This is a genomic window from Microbispora bryophytorum, from assembly GCF_006874465.1.
Lineage (GTDB): Bacteria > Actinomycetota > Actinomycetes > Streptosporangiales > Streptosporangiaceae > Microbispora > Microbispora bryophytorum.
Window position 1 is genome coordinate 194,120 of the sequence record NZ_VIRL01000012.1, and the last position, 22,332, is coordinate 216,451.

The window sequence follows — 22,332 nt, forward strand, 5'->3', positions numbered from 1 at the left end:
GGCGACCGCCGTGGGCCGCGAGGGCTACGGCGTCAGCACGATCCTGCCGAACACCTCGCCGGCGTCCATCTTCCGGTGCGCCGGCACGGCCTGCTCCAGCGGCAGCACTTCGTGCACCACCGTGCGCAACTCGCCCCGGCTCGCGGCGGCGAACTGCTCGGCCCTCACCGCACGCCGGGAGGGCCCGGCGACCGTGTCGGCGCTGAAGGTGGCGAACGTCAGCGACCTGCGGAACGCCGCCATCATCGCCGTGCCGAAGTCCGCCGGCGGCTGGCCCGCGACCGCGCCGACGACCACCAGGCGGCCGTTCGGGTTGAGCTTGCCGAAGAAGGACGGCAGGTCCGGGCCGGCGACGACGTCGATGATGACGTCGTAACCCGCGGGAGCGTCCGCGGCCCCCTCGCCGGAGCGGTTCAGCACGTGGGTCGCGCCGAGCTCGCGCAGGCGCTCGCCCCGCTCGGCCGACGACGTCGTGACCGCCACCGCGCCGGCGCCGTCACGTGCCGCCAGCTGGACCGTCATGATTCCGATGCTGCCGGCCGCGCCGCGCACCAGCACCGACTCGCCGGCGGCGAAGCGGGCGTGGGAGAGGCCGAAGTGGGCCACCACACCGGAGCTGCCGAGCGTCACCGCGTCGACGGCGGACAGGTTCACGGGGAGCGGAAGGATCTCCTCGACCGGTGCGACCGCCTGTTCGACGTAGCCGCCGCCCACGCCGGTGAACGCCCACACCCGCCGGCCGATCCATGAGGTGTCGACGTCGTCGCCCGCGGCGATCACGGTGCCCGCCACCTCGCTGCCGGGGATGTGGCCCTCCTCGAAACCGTAGGCGGCCAGGGCGCCGCTTCGAATCACGGCGTCCGCGCCGCCGACGCCGATCGCCTCGGTGGCGATCAGCACCTGCCCGGCGGCGGGGGCCGGGGTGGGAAGGTCGATGACCGCCAGGCCCTCGGGGCCTCCGAACGCCTGGATCACCACTGCTCTCAAGGTCGTCTCCACATTCCTGGATCGCTTTGCACTGGCTTCGGACCGTAACGGACGCCGCCGTCCGTTTAGCTAAAGTGAGAGCCGTGACCGGCCGTTCGCCTCAGATCCTGCGTTCCGACGCCCTGGACAACCGTGAGCGCATCCTCGACGCGGCTCGCGCGCTGTTCGCGGCCGAAGGTCTCGACGTCCCGATGCGGGAGATCGCCCGGCGCGCCGGAGTCGGCCCCGCCACCCTGTATCGCCGTTTCCCGACCAAGCAGATGCTGGTCACCGAGGTCTTCACGGACGAGATGCGCGCGTGCCACGCCATCGTCGACGAGGGGCGTGCCGAACCGGATCCGTGGCGCGGTTTCCGCCTCGTCATCGAGAAGATCTGCGAGCTGCACGCCCGCAACCGAGGCTTCACCGACGCCTTCATGTCGGCCCACCCCAAGGAGGTGGACCTCGCGGCGAGCCGTGAGCAGACGCTGAACGCGATCGCCGAACTCGCCCGCCGGGCCAAGAAGACGGGCCACCTGCGCGCCGACTTCGTCCTCGACGACCTGATCCTCATGCTCATGGCTCACCGGGGCATCCGCGCCACCTCGGCCGCCGCCCGGCTCACGGCCTCCCGGCGTTTCGCCGCGCTCATGATCCAGGCGTTCCAGGCCTGACCGGCCGCGCGAGACCGGGTGAAGACCCGATCCGGCTAGGTCCTCGCGGTCAGCCGATCGATCTGGACCTCCAGCGGTGGCGCGCCCAGGCGGTTGTCGACCTCGTCGTACGGCACGGCGGGCGGCTCGTCGACGCGGATGGCGCGCAGGTATGCGGCGAACATCTCCAGCTTCTGCCCATCCCTGGCCAGGCCCCGGCGGACGAGCCGCTCACGCAGCGTCGGGCCGTCCGAGCGAATCCAGATCAGGCGCACCTCGGGTCCGCCCAGCGCCTCCACCCACGCGTGCCAGAGCGCCGCGTCGTGCACCTGGGAGGTGAAGGGCCCGCCGAGCATCACCGGACAGCCGTGGGAGCGGATCTCCCTGGCGGTCGCCGTCATGCCGGCGTATTCGTGCCGTTTGACGTGCTCGTCGTACCACGGCCCCTCACGCTCGCCCGGAGGCCTGCCGTGCGCGGCGAGCGTGGCCTCGACGAAGCCGCCGTACATTGTGTCCTTGTCCAGCAGGGCGGGCACCGGGTCGAGGCGGGCCAGCAGCAGGTCGCAGACGGTCGACTTGCCTGCGCCCGGCGGACCGGACACCACCCAGACGGGAGCGGTCATCGCGGCGGTCCGTAGGGCTCGATGGGCGGATCGGAGTAGGGCCCGCCGTCCGCCGTTCCGCCGTCCGAGTCGCCGACGCGCCGTCCGGCGTCCTCCGTCACCCGCAGCACGTACAGGTTTTTGCCGGGATCGACCGGCACCAGGCCGTACGCGGTGTCGACGTCGTCCTCGGTGAGGCCGAGCCGCAGCATCGCGGTCTCCAGCGTCGCGGGCGGGGCGAGCCGCACGGTGATGAGCACCTCGGCCACCGGCCCCCGCCTCCCCCCGCTGGACGTCTTGTCACCGGACGGCGTGACGGCCTCAGGCCGCTTTCGCGGCGCGGCGGCGCAGCGCGGCGATGATGCCGGCGGCGTCCACCACGCCGTATCCGTAGTCGTGGTCATACCCTACGGCACTGCGATCATCGGCCGTCCGGCGGAGCAGGGTCCTGAGCTGGGCGGGCGCCAGCACGGTGGCGGGCCAGCGGGAGCGGACGGCGGCGACCAGCCCGGCCGCGACGGGGCAGGCCGCCGAGGTGCCCGAGTCGGGCTCGTCGTCGCCGAGCGCGCCGGAGCCGGCGAAGTGCGTGTAGGCGCAGACGTCCGGCTTGCGCGCGGCCAGCCGTCCGGGGCCCTGGGAGGAGTAGCCCACCCGCGTCCCCGACGTGTCGATTCCGCCGATCGACAGCGCGCGGGGATGGGAGTTGGCCCCGACGATGGGCCGGTCCGGGTAGGCGCACCTGCTGTCGCGGCACTGCGCCCCGCAGTTGCCCGCGGCGAACAGGATGTCCGCCCCCGCCTCGGCCAGGCTGCCGACGATCAGGTTGAACGGATGGGCCGGGTTGTCGGAGTAGTTGCCGGGATGTCCGGGCGGGAAGTCCCAGCGCGGGGAGAACGACCCCCAGCTGTTGGTCACCACGAGCGCCCGCGACTCGGCGGGCTGGGCGTCGATGACTTCGCGCAGGTGGGCGTACGCGGCGATCGCGTCGGACAGCAGGCCGTCGAGCGTCGAGCCGCCCTGCCGCCGCGACAGCAGCACGGGCACGTCGACCAGCGACGCCTTGGGCGCGGCGATGAGCGCGTCGAAGGCGCACATCGTGCCGTGGTCGACGGGGAAGTCTCCCGGGGTTCCGGAGACGCTCTGCGGGCTCCAGCTCCGCTCGTGGTCCACTGTCACGTCGTGGCCGCGGGCGGCCTTGACGTACGCCGCGTTGATGCCGGTGTCGACGACCGCGAGGGGGACGCCGGAGCCGTCCAGCCCCTCGGCCGTCAGGTCGGGCACGCGCAGCAGCCGTTCGACGTCGTGCCAGTCGCCGACGGCCGGGTCGCCCCCGCAGGTGAGCGAGCTCTCGATCGCCGGGTCGGCGTACACCGCGACCACGTCGCGGTGGGCCGCGGGCAGGAGTGCGATCCTGCTGGTGACCTCGTCGTCGGCGATCTCCCCGCGGACCACGACCGAGGCGTCCTGGGGCGCCATGGAGAAGACCAGCGGCTGGTTGAGCGACAGCGGATCCCCGCCGAGGGAGGCCGGCATCGGGCGCGGAACCGCCACGGGGGCGTACGAGTGGTCGAGGACGACCCCGGGCAGGTTGTCGGCGACGTCCGACGCCATCGAGGAGACCGACGGGTCGGCGACGGCGGCGACCAGGTCGGGGGACGGACGCAACTGGATGAGTACGCGCACGACGAGTCCACTCCGTTACTAGGCGGATCGTGACTAGGTGGATACGTTACGTGACAACATTGCTGCATCCGAGGGGCCGCGTCCACGCCTTCTCCGAAAACCCGCAGGTGTCGCCCGGTCCCCGTTCAGAAACACTCGTTCGGGAACCCGCGTTCAGGAACCCGGTTCAGGAGTGCCGGCTCAGAAGCCGCACAGCTCCGTCAGGCTCTTGGCCGCCTTGTCGTTCGTGGTGGGCGTACTGCGGGGGCTCGCCCCGGCGACGACCGGCGTACGGGAGGGGGACGGGCTCGGCGACGCCGACGGGGAGTGCGAGCCGGAGGGCGTGGCGGAGGCCGCCGATCCGGCGGAGGTCATCGGCGAGGCGGTGGCCGCGACGGCGCCCCAGTCGGTCATCGACTCCCGGATCGCCTCCTTGGTCAGCTGCCTGATCTTGGCCCAGTCCGGGTTGCCCGTGTAGATGAGAGGCGGCACGAACTGGAGGCTGGTGATCTTGGCGCTGCGCACCTTCATGCCGAGCGGGACGAGGTGCTCCAGCAGGTCGCGGGGGATGTCGGTGCGGAACATGTGCCGGGCCGCCGCGGCGATCTTGCTGAAGTTCGCGAGCACCGTGGCCGGGGTGACCTGCTGGGCGAGCGCGCCGATGACGCAGCGCTGGCGGGCCATGCGGGAGAAGTCGTCGCTGTCCACCCGCGAGCGGCCGTACCAGAGCACCTCCTCGCCGTCGAGCGTCCGGTAACCGGCCTTGATGGTCCCGGCGGTGCCGAACTTGCCGCCCCACCTGATGTCCTGCTCGACCCGGATCTTGAGCCCGCCGACCGCGTCGATCAGGGCCGCGAAGCCGTACATGTCGACGATCGCGTAGTAGTCGATGTTCAGGCCCAGGGTGTAGCCGATGGCGTCCTTCAGCGCCTGCGCGCCCTTGTTCTTGCCACCCATGACCTGGGGGTTGTTGTCGGCGTAGTACCAGACGGAGTTGAGCAGCCCCTGCCCCTCGGCGTTGAAGCCGTTGGGGAACACCTTGCGCAGCGGGCTGCTCGGGGGGAACCGGACGTACTGGAGATTGCGCGGCAGGCTGAACAGGACGGTGTTGCCGGTGGCGACGTTCACGCTGGCCACGGTCATCGAGTCGGTGCGCACCCCGAGCCGGTTGCCCGCCGCGTCGCCGCCGATCAGCAGGAAGTTCACGCGGGTGCGGCCGTTCCACGGGTCCTCGGCGCGTACGGGGACGGGGGTCGAGCCCTCCACCGGGGCCGTGACGTCGTCGAGTAACTGGCTGGCCGTCCTGATCGTGTTGGCGGTGAAGGCGAACGGGGCCATCACGGCGACGCACAGCACGCCCGCGACGATGCCGGACACCACCTGCCCGGTCTGCGTCAGCCGCTGCGGGCGCAGGGCGACGAAAGAAAGGAGCACGAGCGCGAACCAGGCGAGCGCGCACGCGGCGGCGCCGGCCATGATGGCGGTCATCGTGCTGCCGCGCAGCGCGGCCCCCGCGTTGTCCTTCAGACGCAGGACCAGGACCACCAGGGTGACCAGCACGACGCCGAACGTCGCCAGCAGCGCGATCCCGGTGCGGCGGTTGCCCGCCCGCAGGTGGGCCGCCCCGGGCAGGACGGCCGACAGCGCCGTCCAGCCGATCAGGGAGGCGGTGGTCAGCGGAGGGCCGAAACGCGGCCCCCGGCCCCGCCCGGCCGCCGCGGCGCGCGGGCCCGTCGGCTCCTTGTCGTCCCCACTCCCACCACGTCGGCCCGGGTCTGCGCCGGGTTGCGTCGGGTGTTCGCCGGGTTGAGTCGGGTGTGCGCCGGGCCGGCCTAAGTGTTCGCCGGGTTGCGTCGGGTGTCCGCTGGGCGGGCCCGGCTCTGCGCCGGGCGGGCCCGCGTGTTCGCCGGGTTGAGGCGCGTGCCCGCGAGGTCGGCCTGGGTCTCCGCTGTCTCCGCTGGGCTGACCTGGCCGCTGCCCTTTCCGGGGTCCTCCGGCCTCGTCAGCGGGACCCCCGCCGCGCATGGTTCACCGCTCTCTCTTTCGAAGCTGTGGCTAGGGATTCTAACCCCCATATCCGGACAAGAACGACGTAAACCGGGGGGCCCATCACGACACCGAACTGGAGCCGACGGCCCAGGTGTTGCACTGGTAAGCCGACGGGCGGGTGTATCCCTGGCGGAACCAGGCGGCGTTGCTGCGCGTGTTCCCGTGGTCGCGCGGCCCTCCCGGCGGGTCGCCCAGGTGGCTGTACGCCCACAGGAGTGTGTTGCGCCGGGTGGTGTCGATCGGATACGAGGCGGCGATCGACCGCATGAACATTCCGCCGAAACAGGTCGCCTGCAGTTCGTGCCGGCGGCTCAGGGCCAGCTTGCCGCTCCGCGAGCCGGAGTCGAGCGTCTGCCGCCACCAGGAGTCGGAGATGCCCGACAGACTCTGGATGTGATGGCCGTACTCGTGGGCCATCATGCTGACGATGATCCCGTTCCACGACCCGAGCGGGCCGTACTCCCTCGCCATGGCCGAGGTGGAGGCGTAGATCGTGCTGTTGCTCGGGCAGTAGTACGGCACGTTGCTGCCGGGGGAGGGATAGTCGCCGCACGCGCCCCTGCCCTTGCGGGCCGCGATCATGTACTTCGGCGGGCTCCAGTCGATCCCGACCCGCTCCAGCGCCGGGGCCCACGCCTTGCCCATGCACGTGCCGGTCTTGAGAATCAGCGCCTTGAACTGGGCGTGGTTGTAGATGCTGGCGTTCCCTGCCCGGCAGTTCGGTTTCGCCAGCGATCCCGCCCGGTAGAGGGTGTTGTTCTTCGTCGTCCGGTTGAGCACCGGAGTCGGCCGCGTCGTGGGCCGCGACGTCGGCTCCGAGGTCGGATTCCGGGTCGGTCGCGTGTCCGTGGTGGCTTCATCTGAGGGGAACGGAGAGAAGGTCGGGATCGCGATCGGCGAGACCGTTTCGTCGTGGTCCGACAGGCCCACCAGCGCGCCCACGATCACGATGAGCACGAAGACCAGCGCCAGCACGCCCATGAGCGCGCCGATGACCGCCCCCGCGCCGGACTTGCGACGCGGCGGCCGCCAGGCGGGCGGCGGATAAGGGGAGGCGGGCCCGCGGGAGGGAGCCGGAGGCTGCGCGGCCCACCCGGGCCCCTGCGGGGGCGGCACCGGGAACGGCGCTCCCTGGGGTGGCGCCTGGGGTGGCGCCTGGGGTGGCGGCGGGGGTGGCGGCGCCGCCTGGAACGGCATGCCCTGCGAGGGGACGGGGGCCGCGGTCCCCCGCGGTCCCGGGAAGTCCTGCGGGTAGGCGGGCCCGTTCGGCGCGTACGCCTGGCCTCCCTGGTGGCCCGCCGCTCCGTTCGGCGCCCCGTTCGGCGCTCCGTTCGGCGGCCCGTACGGCCCGTACGGAGAGCCGGGTTGGGCGGCGGGGGACGGCGGGGGTGCGTAGGGCTGCGCGTAGGGCCCCCCGTGACCCTGTGCAGGGGCCTGCACGGGATGCTGCGCAGGAGGCTGCACGGAAGGCTGCACGGAAGGCTGCACGGGAGGCTGGGCGTGCGGTCCGGCGCCCGCCGCATCCGGCCATGCCGGAGCCTGCGGCTGCGCCCCGCCCTGGAACTGCGCCCCGCCCTGGAACTGCGCCCCGCCCTGGAACTGTGGCCCGCCCTGGTGGGGCGCCGCGCCCGGGTAGGGGCCGTTCGGTGCATAGGCGCCGCCCCGCGCCTCGGCTCCCGGGTACGCGCCTTGGCTGTAGGGCGGCGCGGCCGGTGGGTAGGGGACGCCGCCGTCCGGTCCGGGGTAGGCCCCAGGTCCCTGCGGCGGCCCGCTCGGCGGGTGGACGGCGGCGTGCGGCTGCTGCCCGAAAACAGGGGGGCCGGGGACGGGGGAGCCGGGGACGGGGGAGCCGGAGATGGGGGAGCCGGGGACGGGGGAGCCGGAGATGGGGGAGCCGGAAGGGTGGGGGCTGCTCTGTGGCGAGGCGTTCCCCGGATAGGCCGGGCCGTTCCCCGGGTATGCGGGCGGGCCCTGGGGATATGCCCCGGGCGGATGGGGGCCGCCGTAGGGCTGACCTCCCGGCGTCTGGGAGCCGTTCTGCGGCTGCGCCGGCGGCGGGTAAGGAGCGGTGCCGGGCGCCTGCTGCCACGCGGCGCCCTCCGGGCCGCCCCAGCTCTCAGTGCCGCCCCAGCCCTCCGAAGCGCCTCGCCCCTCAGGGCCGCCCCAGCCCGGCGGACCGTACGGTCCCGGCGCCGCGCCGGGGGATCGCGATCCGTCCGGTGAGGCGGGCAAAGCCTCCGGTTGCGGCGAATACGGCGGCCCTGAATAGGGAGAACTCTCCCCGGGCGGCTCCTGCGGAGGGTACTGCTGCGCCACGACATTGCCCCCTTTGTGGATTTGGGGCAAAAGAATACTGTTTTCTCATCCATCACGGATGTAGCAGATGTCGGGCACGATGTGTAATCGACCGGCGTGATCTCTGCGATGTTCCAGAATCGCCGGGCTCGTCTGCCCTAGCGTTTTTCGCATGAATCTGCAGCAGCTCCGTTACGTGGTCGCCACTGCGGAGCACCGCACCATGACTGATGCCGCCAGATCGCTCTATATCGCGCAGCCCGCTCTGTCCCGCGCGATACGCGACCTGGAACGTGAACTCGGAATGACGCTTTTCGCGCGCTCCGGCCGTGGGGTCGTCGTGACGGCCCAGGGACGCCGGGTCGTGAAGCTGGCCCGCGAGGCCCTCGACGCGGTGGCCGAGATCGAGGCGCTCGCGACGCAGGGCAACTCCTCCGGCGCCGAGCTGCGGATCGCGTCCACGCCAAGCCTGGAGCCCGGTCTCGCCGGGCGCCTGCTGCCCGCCTACGCCGCCGAGCATCCGGGGATCCGGGTGCACATCGTGCGGTGCGAGGGCCGGGAGGGGGTGGTCAGCGCGGTGCGCGAGCAGCGCGCCGATCTCGGGCTGACGGACCTCCCGGTGCCCACCGACCTGGTGAGCCATCCGCTCGAACGCCAGGAGATCGTGCTGATCTCCCCGCCCGGCCTCGACCTGCCCGATCCCGTCCCCGTGGCCCGGCTCGACGGCATGCGGCTGGTGCTGCCCGCCCCCGGCAACCCCCGGCGCAGGGAGTTCGACCAGATCTTCGCCACGTACGGCGTCCGCCCGATCCCGGCCGTCGAGTCCGACGAGCGGCGGGGCTGGCTGCGGGCCGTGCGGGAGGGGCGGGCCTCGCTGCTGTGGTATCGGGGCATGGCCGAGCAGGCGGCCAGGGCCGGCCTCGTGATTCGCTCCCTCGACCCCTCGCTCCGGAAGATCATCGCGGTCGTGCACGCTCGGCGGCGGTTGCCCGCGACGGCGCAGGACTTCGTGGCCCTGGCCGAGGGCGGCTCCGCGGCGTGAGCGCATGCCGCGCGTTTGGAGCGTTCCACGCCTTCGCCGGCGGCGGGCACGCGAGAGGACGACGTCGACCTAGTACGCTGGCCGCGATGTCCACTATGCCGATGCCCGCCGAGGCGCCCGGCCTGTCGGCCGTCCTGCGCCTGCGCGGCCGTGCCTTCGGTCCCGGCGACTTCGCGGTCATGGCCGTGGTCAACCGGACCCCCGACTCCTTCTACGACCGGGGATCGACCTACGCCTTCTCCGCCGCGGTCGACGCCGCCTCTCGCCTCATCGAGGAGGGGGCGGACATCGTGGACATCGGCGGTGTGAAGGCCGGTCCCGGCACGGAGGTCGATCCGGCCGAGGAGATTCGCCGCGTGGCGGAGGTGGTCGCCGCGGTGCGCGATCGGCACCCCGACGTGATCATCAGCGTCGACACCTGGCGGTCGGAGGTCGCCGAGGTCGTCGCCGAGGCCGGGGCCGACCTGCTGAACGACACCTGGGGCGGGGTGGACCCCAAGCTCGCCGAGGTCGCCGCGGCCTATGACATCGGCCTGGTGTGCGCGCACGCCGGGCGGGTGGAGCCGCGCACCCGGCCGCACCGCATCGCGTACGCCGACGTGGTGGCCGACGTCGTCGCCTACACGACGGACCTCGCCGAGCGCGCGGCCGCCGCGGGAGTCCGCCGTGACGCGATCCTGATCGACCCGGCTCACGACTTCGGCAAGAACACCTGGCAATCGCTGGAGGTCAGCAGACGGCTCGGCGAGCTGACCGCCACCGGGTGGCCGGTTCTGGTGGCCGTCTCCAACAAGGACTTCGTCGGCGAGACGCTGGGCGGCCTGCCGGTGGGGGAGCGGCACGCGGGCACGCTGGCCACCCTCGCCGTGTCGGCGCTGCAGGGCGCCCGGGTGTTCCGCGTCCACGACGCGGCGAGCGCCCGCACGGCTCTCGCGGTCGTCGCCCGTCTCGGCGGCGCACCGCCCCGGCCGGCGGGGCGCTGACTCCGGCCTTCGCCGCGGGGACGTCGGAGCGCCAGGCTGTGACCCCGTGAGCGCCAGGGCTGTGACCCCGCCTGTGAGCGCCCGCGTCAGGAGTACAGGACCGACAGGAACCGGACGAGGATCGCCTCGCGGGTCGTGGCCGGCAGCGCGTCGAGCACGGCGTTCACGACCGCCATCCCGGGCTGTCCCGTCGCGGTGAGGTCGATCCCCACCGACGCGGCGAGCTCGGCGAACGTGGCGTCGTCCAGCGCGTCGAGGTCGAGGGACGCGATGAGCTCGGGCAGGCCCGCGGGCACCTCGGCCGGCCCACGCCGCCGCGCGGCCTCGGCCGCCTGCGCGATCACCTCCAGCATCGCGTCCACCCCCGCCAGCGTCACACCGGTGACGGTCACGTGGATGTTGGCCGGGATCCCGGCGTACGACAGCTGCGGCTGGAGGAACCAGCCGAGCCGGCGCGCCTCGTCGGCGAGCACGAAGACGTCCACGTCGGCGGAGCCGGCGACGGCGACCAGCGCGGCCTCCGGCTCCCCGAGCACCCGCAGTCCGGGGATCTTGCCCACGCCCTCCGCCAGCCGCCGGGTCGCCTCCAGCGTCCTGCGGCCGAGCTCCAGGTAGCCCTCCCGGCCGAGGGCCTGCAGGGTGGCCCAGGCGCCGCCGAGCGGCCCGGCGGACCGCGAGCTCTGCACGGTCGCGTTGATGATCGTGTAGCCGGGCCAGGCCGCGGAGGCGAAGTAGGCCCGGCGGCGCAGTTCGGCGTCGCGGAACAGCAGCACCGACGCCCCCTTCGGCGCGTACCCGAACTTGTGCAGGTCGCACGAGATCGAGGTGACGCCGGGCACGCTCAGGTCGAAGGGCGGGACCGCGGCGCCCGCCTCGCGCAGCCACGGCAGCAGCCATCCGCCGACGCAGGCGTCCACGTGGCACGGCACACCGCGAGCGGCGGCGAGCGCGGCCACCTCCTCGACCGGGTCGACGACACCTTGCGGGTAGGACGGCGCGGAGACCACCGCCAGCGCCGTGCGGTCGTCCAGCGCGGCCTCGAACGCCGGGACACGGGCCCGGTAGGTGGCCGGTTCGACCGGGACCGGCACGATCTCCATGCCGAGGTAGTGCGCCGCCTTGTGGAACGCCGGGTGCGCGGTGACCGGCAGCACGACCCGGGTGGCGCCGGGACGCGCGTCGCGGGCGGCCTTCACGGCCAGCATGATCGACTCGGTGCCGCCGCTGGTGAAGACGCCCGGTGCGCCCGGCCGTCCGAGCAGCTCGGCGACGGCCCCGACCACCTGCCGCTCCAGCGCGACCATGCTGGGGAAGGCCGTCGGGTCGAGCATGTTGACTTCGAGCATCTCCGCGTACGCCCGGTGCGCGGCCTCGTGCACCTCCGGCAGGCCGGTGTCGTAGACGTAGGCCGTCACCTTGCCGCCGCGCACCGGCAGGTCGGCCTCCTTCAGGGCGGTCAGCTCGGCGAGCAGTTCGGTGACGGGCCTGCCGTACTCGGGAAGCATGAAACTCCTCAACGTGCCAGGGGGAGCCGGACGACGGCGCGCAGTCCGGGGGAGGCGTCCTCCAGGTGGACCGTACCGCCGTGGGCCTCGACCGTGGTGCGCACGATCGCGAGACCGAGCCCGGCGCCGCCGTCGTCGCGGCTGCGGGCGTCGTCGAGCCGGGTGAACCGGTCGAAGACCCGCTCCCGGTCCTCGGGCCGGATGCCCGGACCGTCGTCGGTGACGGTGAGCTCGGCGACGCTCCCCTCGGCGCGTACGCCGATCCCGACCGCCGACGCCGCGTGCCGCAGGGCGTTGTCGACGAGGTTGGCGAGCACTCGCCGCAGGTCCAGCGTGTCGCCCAGCACGACGGGAGACGCCACAACGGGAGACACACTGGGCGCCAGGTCGAGGCCGAGGTCGAGGTCGAGGCCGTACCGCTCGGCCGTCCGGCGGGCCATCGAGACCAGGTCGACCGGTTCCCGCCGGCCCAGGCGGCCCTCGTCGAGCCGGGCGAGCGCGAGCAGGTCCTCGGCGAGGCGGGACAGCCGGAGGGTGTCCTCCAGCACCCCCTCGGCCGTCTCCGTCCAGTCCTGTCCCTCCGGGTGACTGAGCGCGACCTCCAGCTGGAGCCGGATGCTCGCGAGCGGGCTGCGCAACTCGTGCGCCGCGTCGGAAACCAGAGCCCGCTGGCGCGCGTCGGCCTCCTCCAGCCGGCCGAGCATGTCGTTGAGCGTCGTGGCGAGCGCGTGCACCTCGTCACGCGCCTCGGGCACCGGCAGCCGCCGCGACCGGGCCGTGGCGCCCACCTCGGCCGCGCCCCGCCGCAGCAGCGCGATCGGCCGCAGCGTGCGCCCGACGACCAGCCACGAGACCGCCGCCAGCAGCGCGAGCAGCAGCGGCATGCCCGCGATCAGCACGTGTCCGATGGTCACCATGCTGCTTTCCACCTCGGCGAACGACCGCGCCACGATCACCGTCACGCCGTGGTCCGCGCTCAGCGCCCGCACGCGCAGCGGCCCCGGCAGGGCGTACGGCCGGCCGTCCAGGAAGAGGGGCGAGCCGGTGCGCACGGCGGCCTCCCGCGACGCCGCGGGCAGCAGGGGGACCAGACGGTCGGTGTTCGGGGTGGCGTCGACGATCCGCCCCTCCCGGTCGAGCACCTGCACGATCGTGTTGTCCGACGAGACGACGGGATCGGACAGCCGGTTCGCGTCGGACAGCGCGACGATCTCCCGTCCCCGCTGGTAGACCTGGTCGTCGATGCCGCGGACGAGCGCCTCGCCGAGCACCGCGACGAACACGTACGCCGACGCGGCCAGGGCGAGGGCCAGCACGGCGGTCGCGGCCGCGGTGACCCGCAACCGCAGGCTCTGCCGCCGCCACCACGTGACCGGGCGCGCGAGTGAGGCGGGCACGGCTCAGCCGCCGTCGCTCGCGAGCCGGTATCCGGCCCCGCGCACGGTCTGCAGGGCGGCGCGGCCGAACGGCGTGTCGATCTTCCTGCGGAGATATCCGACGTACACCTCGACCACGTTCGGATCGGTGTCGTAGGTGTCCCACACGTGCTCCAGGATCTCGGGCTTCGACACCACCTCGCCCGGCCGGCGCATCAGGTATTCGAGCAGGGCGAACTCCCTGGGCGTCAGCTCGACCGGCGCCTCGCCGCGCGTGACCGCCCGCGCGGCGGGGTCCAGCGACAGGTCGCCCGCGCGCAGCACGGCGGGCCTGCGGCCGCCGCCCCGGCGCAGCAGCGCCCGGAGCCGGGCCACCAGCACCACGTACGAGAACGGCTTGGTGAGGTAGTCGTCGGCGCCGAGGTCGAGCCCGTCGGCCATGTCGTACTCGCCGTCCTTGGCCGACAGCATGAGGATCGGCACCCAGTTCTCCTCCGCGCGCAACTGCTTGCACACGTTGTAGCCGGACATGCCGGGCAGCATGATGTCGAGCACGACCACGTCGTAGTCGCCGACGCGCGCCAGGTGCAGGCCCTCGTTCCCGTCGTGGGCCAGGTCGACGGCGAAGCCCTCCGCCTGCAGCCCGCGGCGCAGCGCCGCCGCCATGCGCCGCTCGTCCTCCACCACCAGAACCCGCATTGCCCCAGTGTGGCCCCTTTCGGACAGGCGTATGCGGCGAGCCTGAGAGCCGTCTCAGCCCGTCTCAGCGTCGGCACAGGAGCGTCCAGGCAGTCTCGGGTCATCAGGTTTCCGCCCATAGTGGGAGATGTGAAATGGCGAAGAGAGCCCGCGCCGTGAGGTGGGGAGTGCCGGTGGCGGCGGTGGCCGTGGTGGCCGCGGCCGTGGGGACCGGACCGGTGATCGCGGCCGTGCGCGGCGACCAGGCCCTGCCGGACCGTACGGCGGAGCAGTTGCTGGCCGATGTCGCGCGCACCTGGCAGAGCGGCCGGATGCCGCCGATGTCCGGCACGATCGTCGAGACGGCGTCGCTCGGCCTGCCCTCGCTGCCCGGCCTGACCGGCCTGTCCGGGGGCCCGGGGCCGTCCGCGGCCTCGGCGGCGTCGCTGCTGTCGGGGTCGCACCAGCTCAAGATCTGGTACGCGGGGGAGGACCGGTTCCGCCTCATGCTGCCGGGGGAGATGAGCGAGACCGACGTCGTCGCCGACGGCGACACGGTGTGGCTGTGGGACAGCGCCGCCAACAAGGCGACCCGTCTCACCGCCCCGGCGGCCCCCGGCGGCGGGCACAGCGGCGGGCCCGGCGGCGGGCACAGCGGCGGGCCCGAAGGCGGCTTCCCGCTGCGGCCCGGACCCGCGTCGCCGTACGCGACACCGGAGCAGGCCGCGCGCCAGGCGCTGAAGGCGGCCGGGAGCGACACCGCGATCAGCGTCGGCGACGACGTCACGGTCGCGGGCCGCGCGGCCTACCAGATCGTGCTGACGCCCACGTCGGCCGACTCGCTGATCAAGGACGTCCGGGTGGCGCTCGACGGCGAGAAGCTGATGCCGCTGCGCGTCCAGGTGTACACGAAGGGGGCGGCCGAGCCGGCCTTCGAGGTCGGCTTCGAGTCGCTGTCGTTCACCGCCCCCGCGCCGGAGAACTTCTCCTTCACGCCGCCGGCCGGCGCGAAGGTCGAGCAGGAAACGGCGACACCTCCCGTCGGCCACCGGCCGGAGGCGGTCGCCGAGGCGCACGACCGCGGCAGCGTCGTCGGATCCGGCTGGGACAGTGTGCTCGTCACCTCCCTGCCGGAGGCTCCCGTCCGGGACGTCCCCGCCCAGCAGCAGGACGGGAAGGGGCCGGACGGCCTGGACGTGGCCGCGCTGCTCGACGGTCTGAAGGGGGCGGCGACCCCCGTCAGCGGGCAGTGGGGCAGCGGCCGGCTGCTGCGCACGAAGGTGGTGTCGATCCTGATCACCGACGACGGGCGCCTGCTCGCCGGCGCCGTGACCCCGGAGGCCCTCTACCGGGCGGCCGGTGTGAAGGGATGACCGAGCCCACGCACCGCGGACGAGCGGGGGTCGCGGGGGTCGCGGTGGAGGCGGTGGACGCGGTGGACGCGGTGGACGCGGTGACGGTGGGCACGCGCGCGGGGGCGTCACGGGAGGACACCGGGGCGCCCCCGCCCCCGCCCTCCACGGAGGGCGCGGGCGCGCACGCCGTCGTCACGTCCGGCCTCACCAAGCGCTTCCGCGGCGGCCACGTGGCCGTCGACGGCGTCGACCTGGCCGTGCCGCGCGGATCGGTCTTCGGCTTCCTCGGTCCCAACGGCTCGGGCAAGACCACGACGATCCGCATGCTGCTCGGCCTGGTCGCCCCGACCTCGGGCACGTGGTCGCTGCTCGGGACGCCCATGCCCGCCGGGCTGGCCCGGGCGCTGCCGCGCGTCGGCGCGGTGGTCGAGGGGCCGGCCTTCTATCCGTACCTGTCGGGCGAGGCCAACCTGCGCCGCTTCGACGTGGCCGACCCGTCGGCCGACGCTCGTACGGCGCGGGCCAGGATCGGCGCGGCGCTGGAGCGGGTGGGGCTGACGGCGGCGGCGGGCCGGCGCTACCGCACCTACTCGCTCGGCATGCGCCAGCGCCTGGCCATCGCGGCCGCGCTGCTGGTTTCGCGGGAGCTGCTCGTGCTGGACGAGCCGACCAACGGCCTCGATCCGCAGGGCACCCGGGAGGTCCGCACGCTGATCAGGAGGATCGCCGAGGACGGCACGACCGTCTTCGTCTCCTCCCACCTGCTGAGCGAGGTCGAGCATATGTGCACCCACGTGGGCGTCATGCGCACCGGCAGGCTGGTCGCGCAGGGCCCGATCGCCGCGCTGCGCGCCTCGGGCGACGAGCCGCGCCTGCGGGTGGAGACGCCGGACGCCGGCGCGGCGGCGGCGGTGCTGGCCCGGGCCGGGCTCGGCGACGTGCGCGCCGCGGACGACGAGGTCACCGCGGTCCTCGGCGCCCGGGCGCCGGAAGACATCTGCGCGCTGCTCGTCGGCGAGGGCGTGGCCGTGCGCGGGTTCGGCGTGGAGCGTCCCACGCTGGAGGACATCTTCGTTGGCTTGACGGGGGAGGGGTTCGATGTCGGTGCGTGAGAACGCCGGAGGACTCGCCCCGAGCCACGTGCGGCAGGTGCGGCACATGCGGCACCTGACGCGGCTGCTGGGCTCCGAGATCGGGCTGACGTTCCGCCGCCCGCGCAACCTCGCGATGCTCGGGGTGCTCGCGGTCGTGCCGGTGCTGGTCGGCGTCGCGGTGCGGGTCGCGTCGGACGGCGACGCGGGCGGCTCGATCATCGGCCAGATCGCCGGCAACGGCCTGATGCTGACCTTCGCCGCGTTCGTGGTCATGATGCCGATCGTGCTGCCGCTGACCGTGGCGGTCGTGGCGGGCGACGCGATCGCCGGTGAGGCGGCCCAGGGCACGCTGCGCTACCTGCTGGCCGCCCCGGCGGGCCGGACCAGGCTGCTGCTGGTGAAGTACGCCAACGTCGTGGTCTTCTGCCTCGCGGCGTGCGCGCTGGTGGCGCTGTCGGCGCTGGTGGCCGGGCTGGTGCTGTTCCCCGTCGGGCCGGTGACGCTGCTGTCCGGCACGACGATCCCGGCGGCCGACGCCCTGCTGCGCGTCGGCGTGGTCGTCCTGTACGCCGCCGCGGGGATGGCCGCGCTCGGCGCGGTGGCCCTGGCCGTCTCGACGCTGACCGAGGCGCCGATCGGGGCCGTGGCCACGAGTGTCGTGCTGGTGGTGGTCAGCCAGGTCCTGAGCGCGATCCCGCAGGTGGCGGCCGTACGGCCGGTCCTGCTGACCTCGTGGTGGGGCGCGTTCGACGGGGCGTTGCGGGCGCCGGTGGCGTTCGACGAGATGGGGCAGGGACTGCTGGCCTTCGCCGCGTACGTCCTGATTTTCGGCTCCATCGCCTGGTCGCGCTTCACGAGTAAGGACATCACGGCGTAAGTGCTGCCCTTTACCGTTCTTTGTCGCTAGTGTTGCCGCGGACCTCTCACCAAGGCGGTGTGCATGCGGCACTTCTTCGGGCTGCTCCTGGGCGTTGTCGTCGCGGCGGCTGTTCTCCTGGGTGGTGGATGGGCGTCCCAGGAGGCGGTCCGGGGAGCGGCACAGAGCGTCGACCCGGCCAAGGACACGCGGATGCTGATCGCCCTCGGCGTGATGGCCGTCGTGGGCCTGTTGCTCGGGCTGGTGCTGGTCGGCCGGGTCTCCCCGCTGGCGACGTTCGTCCCGTCGATGGCGTTGCTGGCCTGGACGGTGGTCTACGTCCTCGACGTGTCGCGCGCCGCGAGTCTCGTGCCCACGGGGCCGTCCGTGCAGGCCGAGCTGCTGCAGGCCGGCCGGGGCATGCTCATGCTGCTGTCCACGGGCGTCTACGGCCTGCTCGGCGTCGCGCTGTTCCTCCCGGTGCTCATGCCGTCGCGCTGGGCCCGTCCGGAGTCGGACGAGGAGCAGGAGGAGGAGTACGAGGAGTCGTTCGGCTTCTGAGATAGAGGTCGGTCACCACCTCCTCGATCGACGTCGCGCCGGGCGCGGTCGCCCGCAGGCCGTCCAGGGTGCCGTCGAAGGCCAGCCGGCCGTGGTCGATCAGCAGCACGCGGCGGCACAGCCGTTCCACGTCGCTAAGGTCGTGGGTCGTCAGCAGCACCGTCGTCCCGTGTTCGGCGCATCGCCGCCGCAGGAAGTCGCGCACCTCCGCCTTGCTGACGACGTCGAGCCCGATCGTCGGCTCGTCAAGCACCAGCACGGCGGGGTCGTGCAGGAGGGCGGCGGTGATGTCGCCCCGCATCCGCTGGCCCAGGCTGAGCTGGCGCACCGGGGTCGCGAGGAAACCGCCCAGGTCGAGCAGGTCGCACATCTCGTCGAGCCGCTCGCGGAACACCTTGCGATCTACTTTGTAAAGGAGCCGGATCAGTTCCAGGCTGTCCCGCAGCGGCAGGTCCCACCACAGCGTCGTCCGCTGGCCGAAGACGACCCCGATCCTGCGGGCGAGAGCCGTACGGCGGCGGGAGGGATCGAGACCGGCCACCCTGATCCGGCCCGACGTGGGCGTGAGGATCCCGGTCAGCATCTTGATCGTGGTGGACTTGCCCGCGCCGTTCGGGCCGAGGCAGGCGACGAACTCGCCGGCAGCGACGCGGAAGGACAGGTCCCGCACGGCGTGCACGACCCGGCGGCGGACCGTGAAGGTCCGCCCGGCCTCGTCTGCCTCGATCACTGGTCAGCTCCCCGTCGATCGGTAGCGGCGGATCCCCGCCCGCCAGGCGAGCGCGGCGACGGCGGCCAGCGTGAGCGCGGCGGCGGGGGACAGCAGGCCCGTCCAGGACGGCAGGCCGAGCGGATCGGGCCGGCCGAGCACGTAAAGGCCCGGCTGCCAGTTGACGAACGCCAGGGGCAGCGCGAAGGTCATCCCCCGGACGATGCGGGCGTCGTAGACGCTCAGCGGATACTGCGTGAGCATCGCCCCGCCGTAGGTGAAGGCGTTGGCCACCTCGGGGGCGGCGGTGAGCAGGAACTGCACCGCGCCGCCGAGCGTGAACAGCGCCGCGAAGATCACGATGCCCGAGACCACCATGACGGGCACCATCCAGACCCGGCCGAGGGGGACGTCCAGCCGCGTCAGGCCCACGGCCAGCACGGCTCCGGCCTGAATCGACCGGCCGATCCGGTGCGGCGTGAACTGGTCGGCCGCGACCTGAACGAAGGGCGACGCGGGCCGGATCAGCATGGCGTCGAGCGTGCCGGCCCCGATGTGCCGGCTGACCCTGTCGACGTTGCCGAACAGCAGGTCGGCGAGCGAGAAGGCCAGTTGCGACGCGCCGTACAGGAACATGACCTCGGTCAGCCCGAAGCCGGCCAGCTCGTCGGTGTTGGCGAAGATGACCCAGATGACCGCGATGTCGAGGCCGCCGACCACCAGCCCGCCCACCGTCATGAGCGCGAACGACAACGGGTACTGCGCCGCCGCCCGCGTCCACGTCCAGGCGAGCAGCGCGTACGTCCTGATCACGGGCGCTCAGCCACCTTGGATCACGACCTTCCGCCGGGCGGCGCCGGTCATGAGCGCGCCGAGGGCCAGCAGGACGGCGGCCCACAGGGCCTGGAAGCCGAGGGCGCGGGCGGGGTCGGCCGTGCCCAGGTAGACGTCGGCGGGCACCTGCGCCATCGCCGACCACGGCAGCGCCCGGGCCAGGTCGCCGAACCATCCGGGAAAGATCGCCAGGGGCAGCATGAGCCCGCTGAAGAACGTCGTGAGCACCATCGACAGCACCCCGAGGCCCCGGTCGTCCATGACCCAGCAGGTGGCCAGCGCGACGATGTAGCGCCACCCGAAGCTCACGACCACGCCCAGGGCGACGCTGAGGAGGAACGCGGCCGGGGAGTGCGGGGCGACGACGCCGAACAGCAGCGCGCCCACGAGGGTCGGCGGACCGCCGCGGGCGACGAAGAGGTACGCCGCGCGGCCGAGGTCCTCCGACAGGCACCGCAGCTGGAGGGACGCCGGGCGGACCAGGTCGAGCGCGACGTCGCCGGTGCGGATCCGCTGCGGCAGGTCCAGGCCGCCGCCGAACAACTGCATCGGGCCGATGAACGCCTGCGTGAGGAACGTGAAGGTGACCGCGCCCGCCACGTCGTATCCCCCGAGGCCGGGACGGGCCTGCCACAGCGCGATCAGCACGTACGCGCGCAGCACCCCGAAGACGGTGTTGGTGAACGCCCCGGCGAGGGCGGCGGCCCAGTAGGTCGCGTGCCTGCGGAAGCCGTACCAGGCCAGCCGGGGATAGAGGGAGACGGCGGCGCCGTGGCCGCCGATCACCGCGCGGCGAGGCGGTGGAGGATGCGCACGGGACCCCCGCCGTCCTTGTCGTGATCGTCGATCGGAAGATTTTGCTGAGCGTTTACCATCGCGCGGCGACCGGGCTCGGCACCGGGCCGACGCCGGGCCGATACCGGGCTGACACCGGGCTTCCCGGGGCCGGCGTCGCCCCCGAATATCCATCCAGAGGTGGCCCGTGTCCTGCGACGTTACCTTGTCGTAACCTTGCCGTAAGGGGAGTGAAACATACCCAACGGTAGAACGGATGACCTAAAGGGGAATGTCCCTTTTGGGAGGCTTGCATGACACATGAGCTGAACGTAGACCTTCGTCCGGAATATCCGGTTAGTTGGCAGGCCGCTGCGATCAACGGGGTCCTGCGGGGCACCATGAGACCGATCTCCACCATCCTCGTCCGCAACACCGCGGGGATGGCCGTGGCCAGTCGCATCATGTGCCTCGGCGAGCGGGTCCCCGGCATCCTCCCCAAGCACGTGTCCATCGTTCCAGACAGGTCCGGCTCGTGCACGGGGGAATGGGTGCACGGTGGACCCGGCCTGGACGAGCGCAAGGTGGTGCTCTACTTCCACGGCGGGGCCTACTTCGTCTGCTCCCCGGCCACCCACCGGCCGATCACGTGGCGGTTGTCGGCCGCGGCCGGCTGCCCGGTGTTCTCCCTCGACTACCGCCAGGGGCCGGTCCACTCCCTCGCCGAGTCGCTGTCGGACGCGCTCCAGGCGTACGAGCACCTGCTCGACCTCGGGTACGCCGCCCAGGACATCGTGCTGGCCGGGGACTCCGCCGGGGGCCATCTCACCCTCGCCACGCTGCTGTCCCTCCGGGACCGGGGCATGCCCCTCCCCGCCGCCGGAATCTGCCTGTCCCCCTGGGCCGACCTCAGCTCCCACCGCCGCCGCGCCAACGTCTGGTCCGACCCCATGCTCCCGGCCGGCCGCGTCGACTGGCTCGCCCGCCGCTGGACCGACGGCCTCGACTGCTTCGACCCCCTCGTGTCCCCCGTGTACGGCGACTACACCGGCATCCCCCCGCTGATGATCGTCACCGGCTCCACCGAGGTCCTGCGCGACGAGGTCCGCCGGGTCGCCGTCAGGGCCCGCGAGACCGGCGTGCAGGTGACCTACGAGGAGTGGAACCGCATGCCGCACATCTTCCCCCTTCTCGCCGACGTCCTCCCCGAAGGCCGCCTGCTCTTCGAGCACGTCTCCCGCTTCCTCGACGCCGTCCAGGCTCACCGCCCCACCTCCGGCGTCGAGGCCGCCTGAAGGGCATTTCGGCGACCGCCGCCGGAATATGCGGCCACCGCGCCGTCCGCACGCTGAAAGATTCACGGCGTCGCGTACGTGATCGGCGGTTCGTGAACACGCACGGGTCCGGTTCCGAAAGCCGGGAATGGCAGGTGCGAATTCCGTCGTCCTGGCCAGCCGAATACATGGGAGACCTGGTGTCTGCCGGCTCTGGAGGTCGCCTATTTCGCGGCTGGCCTTCTGTGGTGATGGCGGCGCTGGTCGATCGGGCGGGGCCGCCGCGGTGGCCGGGGTCAGCAGGTGACGGTGTATGCCGGAGTCGTGTAGGTGGCGTAGTCGCCGTAGCCCGAGGTGCTGTACGCCTGGAACTGGGCGGAGGCCTGGTACGACCCGGACTGGCAGGCGACCCCGGTGTCGCAGGAGACCGACCAGCTGGTGGTTCCGCAGACGTTGCTCGCGACAGCGCTGCCGTTGCGCCGCAGTTGCACGTCGACCTGCAGATAGTCGATCGATGAGGAGCAGGAGACGGAGGCGTTCACCGCGACGGCGGCGCCGCCGGCCTGGGTGAAGTAGAGGCTGGGTGAGCAGGTGCCTCCGAGCAGACCGGCGGACGCGGCGGCCGCCTGGGCGGCGGGCGCGCCGGGCACCGCGCACAGCAGCATCGCGACACCGGCGGCGAACAATGTGCCTTTCAGTTTCATCGGCCTCACCTGACTTCATTGGGGGGAATCGGGGCGGCTTGGCGGGGCGTTCGTGAATCCGGCGGACGATCGCCGCGCGAATGAGTGCCGAATTCCGGTTTCCAATTGGATCTTCGTGGCGCGATTCTAACCGGGATCAGGCGATAACGGCACTCCCGCTCGCCGCCGGCCGGAAAAGCGGATGACCGGAACGGCGTGCACACGAGGCACACGAATTGCCGCAGGCGAGCGATATTGCGAATGCTCGAAGAGGGGTCACGCACCCGGCCTGCGATCACTGGGTGTTCGATCACGCGGGGCGGGGGGTCGCGTGCGCTCAGGTCGTGACCGTGATCCGATTCCGGCGAACGGCGGAGAGCG

The 22,332-nt window shown here is 72.8% G+C and carries 21 protein-coding genes; 8 read left to right on the plus strand and 13 right to left on the minus strand.

Features of this window, described 5'->3' with window-relative positions; translation table 11 throughout:
- Positions 1 to 24 precede the first annotated feature (24 nt).
- Positions 25 to 978, minus strand: a complete 954-nt coding sequence (locus FLX07_RS21810; protein WP_142572913.1) for a zinc-dependent alcohol dehydrogenase family protein — start codon at positions 976 to 978, stop codon at positions 25 to 27.
- A 92-nt stretch (positions 979 to 1,070) separates the two neighbouring features.
- On the opposite strand from FLX07_RS21810, the gene FLX07_RS21815 reads away from it, so the two are divergent.
- Positions 1,071 to 1,640 carry a TetR/AcrR family transcriptional regulator gene (locus FLX07_RS21815; protein ID WP_142572798.1) on the plus strand — a complete coding sequence of 190 codons (570 nt, stop codon included), beginning with the start codon at positions 1,071 to 1,073 and terminating at the stop codon, positions 1,638 to 1,640.
- A 35-nt stretch (positions 1,641 to 1,675) separates the two neighbouring features.
- On the opposite strand, the gene FLX07_RS21820 is transcribed toward FLX07_RS21815, so the two are convergent.
- The 5 genes from FLX07_RS21820 to FLX07_RS38490 all read right to left on the minus strand — a co-directional run bounded on the left by FLX07_RS21820 (position 1,676) and on the right by FLX07_RS38490 (position 8,164).
- Positions 1,676 to 2,242, minus strand: a complete 567-nt coding sequence (locus FLX07_RS21820; protein WP_142572800.1) for a P-loop nucleotide/nucleoside kinase family protein — start codon at positions 2,240 to 2,242, stop codon at positions 1,676 to 1,678.
- The gene (locus FLX07_RS21825; protein ID WP_229689857.1) at positions 2,239 to 2,490 is read right to left on the minus strand and encodes a hypothetical protein; all 252 of its coding nucleotides are present in this window, start codon (positions 2,488 to 2,490) and stop codon (positions 2,239 to 2,241) included. Before FLX07_RS21825 ends, FLX07_RS21820 begins: the two co-directional genes overlap by 4 nt.
- A gap of 52 nt (positions 2,491 to 2,542) precedes the next feature.
- On the minus strand, positions 2,543 to 3,904 hold the full coding sequence (locus tag FLX07_RS21830) for a S8 family peptidase (RefSeq protein ID WP_142572802.1): 1,362 nt from the start codon (positions 3,902 to 3,904) through the stop codon (positions 2,543 to 2,545).
- Between the two features lie 180 nt (positions 3,905 to 4,084).
- Positions 4,085 to 5,443: an LCP family protein gene (locus FLX07_RS21835; RefSeq protein ID WP_229689856.1), complete on the minus strand. Its 1,359-nt coding sequence runs from the start codon at positions 5,441 to 5,443 to the stop codon at positions 4,085 to 4,087.
- 549 nt (positions 5,444 to 5,992) lie between these two features.
- Positions 5,993 to 8,164 (minus strand): neutral zinc metallopeptidase, encoded by a 2,172-nt coding sequence (locus FLX07_RS38490; RefSeq protein ID WP_263407658.1) that lies wholly within the window; start codon positions 8,162 to 8,164, stop codon positions 5,993 to 5,995.
- A 235-nt stretch (positions 8,165 to 8,399) separates the two neighbouring features.
- Between FLX07_RS38490 and FLX07_RS21850 the strand changes: the two genes are divergently transcribed.
- Both FLX07_RS21850 and folP read left to right on the plus strand, forming a co-directional pair.
- A complete protein-coding gene (locus FLX07_RS21850; protein ID WP_142572806.1) occupies positions 8,400 to 9,269 on the plus strand; it encodes a LysR family transcriptional regulator in 870 nt (289 codons plus the stop codon).
- Positions 9,270 to 9,355: 86 nt separating this feature from the next.
- The gene (gene folP / locus FLX07_RS21855; RefSeq protein ID WP_223853664.1) at positions 9,356 to 10,252 is read left to right on the plus strand and encodes a dihydropteroate synthase; all 897 of its coding nucleotides are present in this window, start codon (positions 9,356 to 9,358) and stop codon (positions 10,250 to 10,252) included.
- Between the two features lie 86 nt (positions 10,253 to 10,338).
- On the opposite strand, the gene FLX07_RS21860 is transcribed toward folP, so the two are convergent.
- From FLX07_RS21860 to FLX07_RS21870, 3 genes are read right to left on the minus strand one after another with little or no spacing between them, the layout of a single operon-like run.
- Complete coding sequence (locus tag FLX07_RS21860; protein ID WP_142572808.1) at positions 10,339 to 11,757, minus strand: pyridoxal phosphate-dependent decarboxylase family protein; 1,419 nt, start codon at positions 11,755 to 11,757, stop codon at positions 10,339 to 10,341.
- An 8-nt stretch (positions 11,758 to 11,765) separates the two neighbouring features.
- Complete coding sequence (locus FLX07_RS21865; protein WP_142572810.1) at positions 11,766 to 13,154, minus strand: sensor histidine kinase; 1,389 nt, start codon at positions 13,152 to 13,154, stop codon at positions 11,766 to 11,768.
- A 3-nt stretch (positions 13,155 to 13,157) separates the two neighbouring features.
- Complete coding sequence (locus tag FLX07_RS21870) at positions 13,158 to 13,832, minus strand: response regulator transcription factor (protein ID WP_142572812.1); 675 nt, start codon at positions 13,830 to 13,832, stop codon at positions 13,158 to 13,160.
- Positions 13,833 to 13,966: 134 nt separating this feature from the next.
- Between FLX07_RS21870 and FLX07_RS21875 the strand changes: the two genes are divergently transcribed.
- The 4 genes from FLX07_RS21875 to FLX07_RS21895 all read left to right on the plus strand — a co-directional run bounded on the left by FLX07_RS21875 (position 13,967) and on the right by FLX07_RS21895 (position 17,677).
- Positions 13,967 to 15,184 (plus strand): LolA family protein, encoded by a 1,218-nt coding sequence (locus FLX07_RS21875; protein WP_142572814.1) that lies wholly within the window; start codon positions 13,967 to 13,969, stop codon positions 15,182 to 15,184.
- Positions 15,181 to 16,278 carry an ABC transporter ATP-binding protein gene (locus FLX07_RS21885; protein WP_189105033.1) on the plus strand — a complete coding sequence of 366 codons (1,098 nt, stop codon included), beginning with the start codon at positions 15,181 to 15,183 and terminating at the stop codon, positions 16,276 to 16,278. Before FLX07_RS21875 ends, FLX07_RS21885 begins: the two co-directional genes overlap by 4 nt.
- Positions 16,265 to 17,137 carry an ABC transporter permease gene (locus tag FLX07_RS21890; RefSeq protein ID WP_208762317.1) on the plus strand — a complete coding sequence of 291 codons (873 nt, stop codon included), beginning with the start codon at positions 16,265 to 16,267 and terminating at the stop codon, positions 17,135 to 17,137. Before FLX07_RS21885 ends, FLX07_RS21890 begins: the two co-directional genes overlap by 14 nt.
- Before the next feature lie 63 nt (positions 17,138 to 17,200).
- A complete protein-coding gene (locus FLX07_RS21895) occupies positions 17,201 to 17,677 on the plus strand; it encodes a hypothetical protein (protein ID WP_142572816.1) in 477 nt (158 codons plus the stop codon).
- Here FLX07_RS21895 and FLX07_RS21900 read toward each other — a convergent pair.
- Genes FLX07_RS21900 through FLX07_RS21910 form a run of 3 tightly spaced genes read right to left on the minus strand, consistent with a single transcriptional unit; the run spans position 17,601 to position 20,006 of the window.
- A complete protein-coding gene (locus FLX07_RS21900; RefSeq protein ID WP_142572818.1) occupies positions 17,601 to 18,407 on the minus strand; it encodes an ABC transporter ATP-binding protein in 807 nt (268 codons plus the stop codon). The two genes, FLX07_RS21895 and FLX07_RS21900, sit on opposite strands and share 77 nt — an antisense overlap.
- Positions 18,408 to 18,410: 3 nt before the next feature.
- A complete protein-coding gene (locus FLX07_RS21905; RefSeq protein ID WP_142572820.1) occupies positions 18,411 to 19,199 on the minus strand; it encodes an ABC transporter permease in 789 nt (262 codons plus the stop codon).
- A gap of 6 nt (positions 19,200 to 19,205) precedes the next feature.
- On the minus strand, positions 19,206 to 20,006 hold the full coding sequence (locus FLX07_RS21910) for an ABC transporter permease (protein WP_308424428.1): 801 nt from the start codon (positions 20,004 to 20,006) through the stop codon (positions 19,206 to 19,208).
- A 389-nt stretch (positions 20,007 to 20,395) separates the two neighbouring features.
- Between FLX07_RS21910 and FLX07_RS21915 the strand changes: the two genes are divergently transcribed.
- Positions 20,396 to 21,289: an alpha/beta hydrolase gene (locus FLX07_RS21915; protein WP_223853665.1), complete on the plus strand. Its 894-nt coding sequence runs from the start codon at positions 20,396 to 20,398 to the stop codon at positions 21,287 to 21,289.
- 275 nt (positions 21,290 to 21,564) lie between these two features.
- On the opposite strand, the gene FLX07_RS21920 is transcribed toward FLX07_RS21915, so the two are convergent.
- On the minus strand, positions 21,565 to 21,972 hold the full coding sequence (locus FLX07_RS21920; RefSeq protein ID WP_142572826.1) for a hypothetical protein: 408 nt from the start codon (positions 21,970 to 21,972) through the stop codon (positions 21,565 to 21,567).
- Between the last annotated feature and the right edge of the window lie 360 nt (positions 21,973 to 22,332).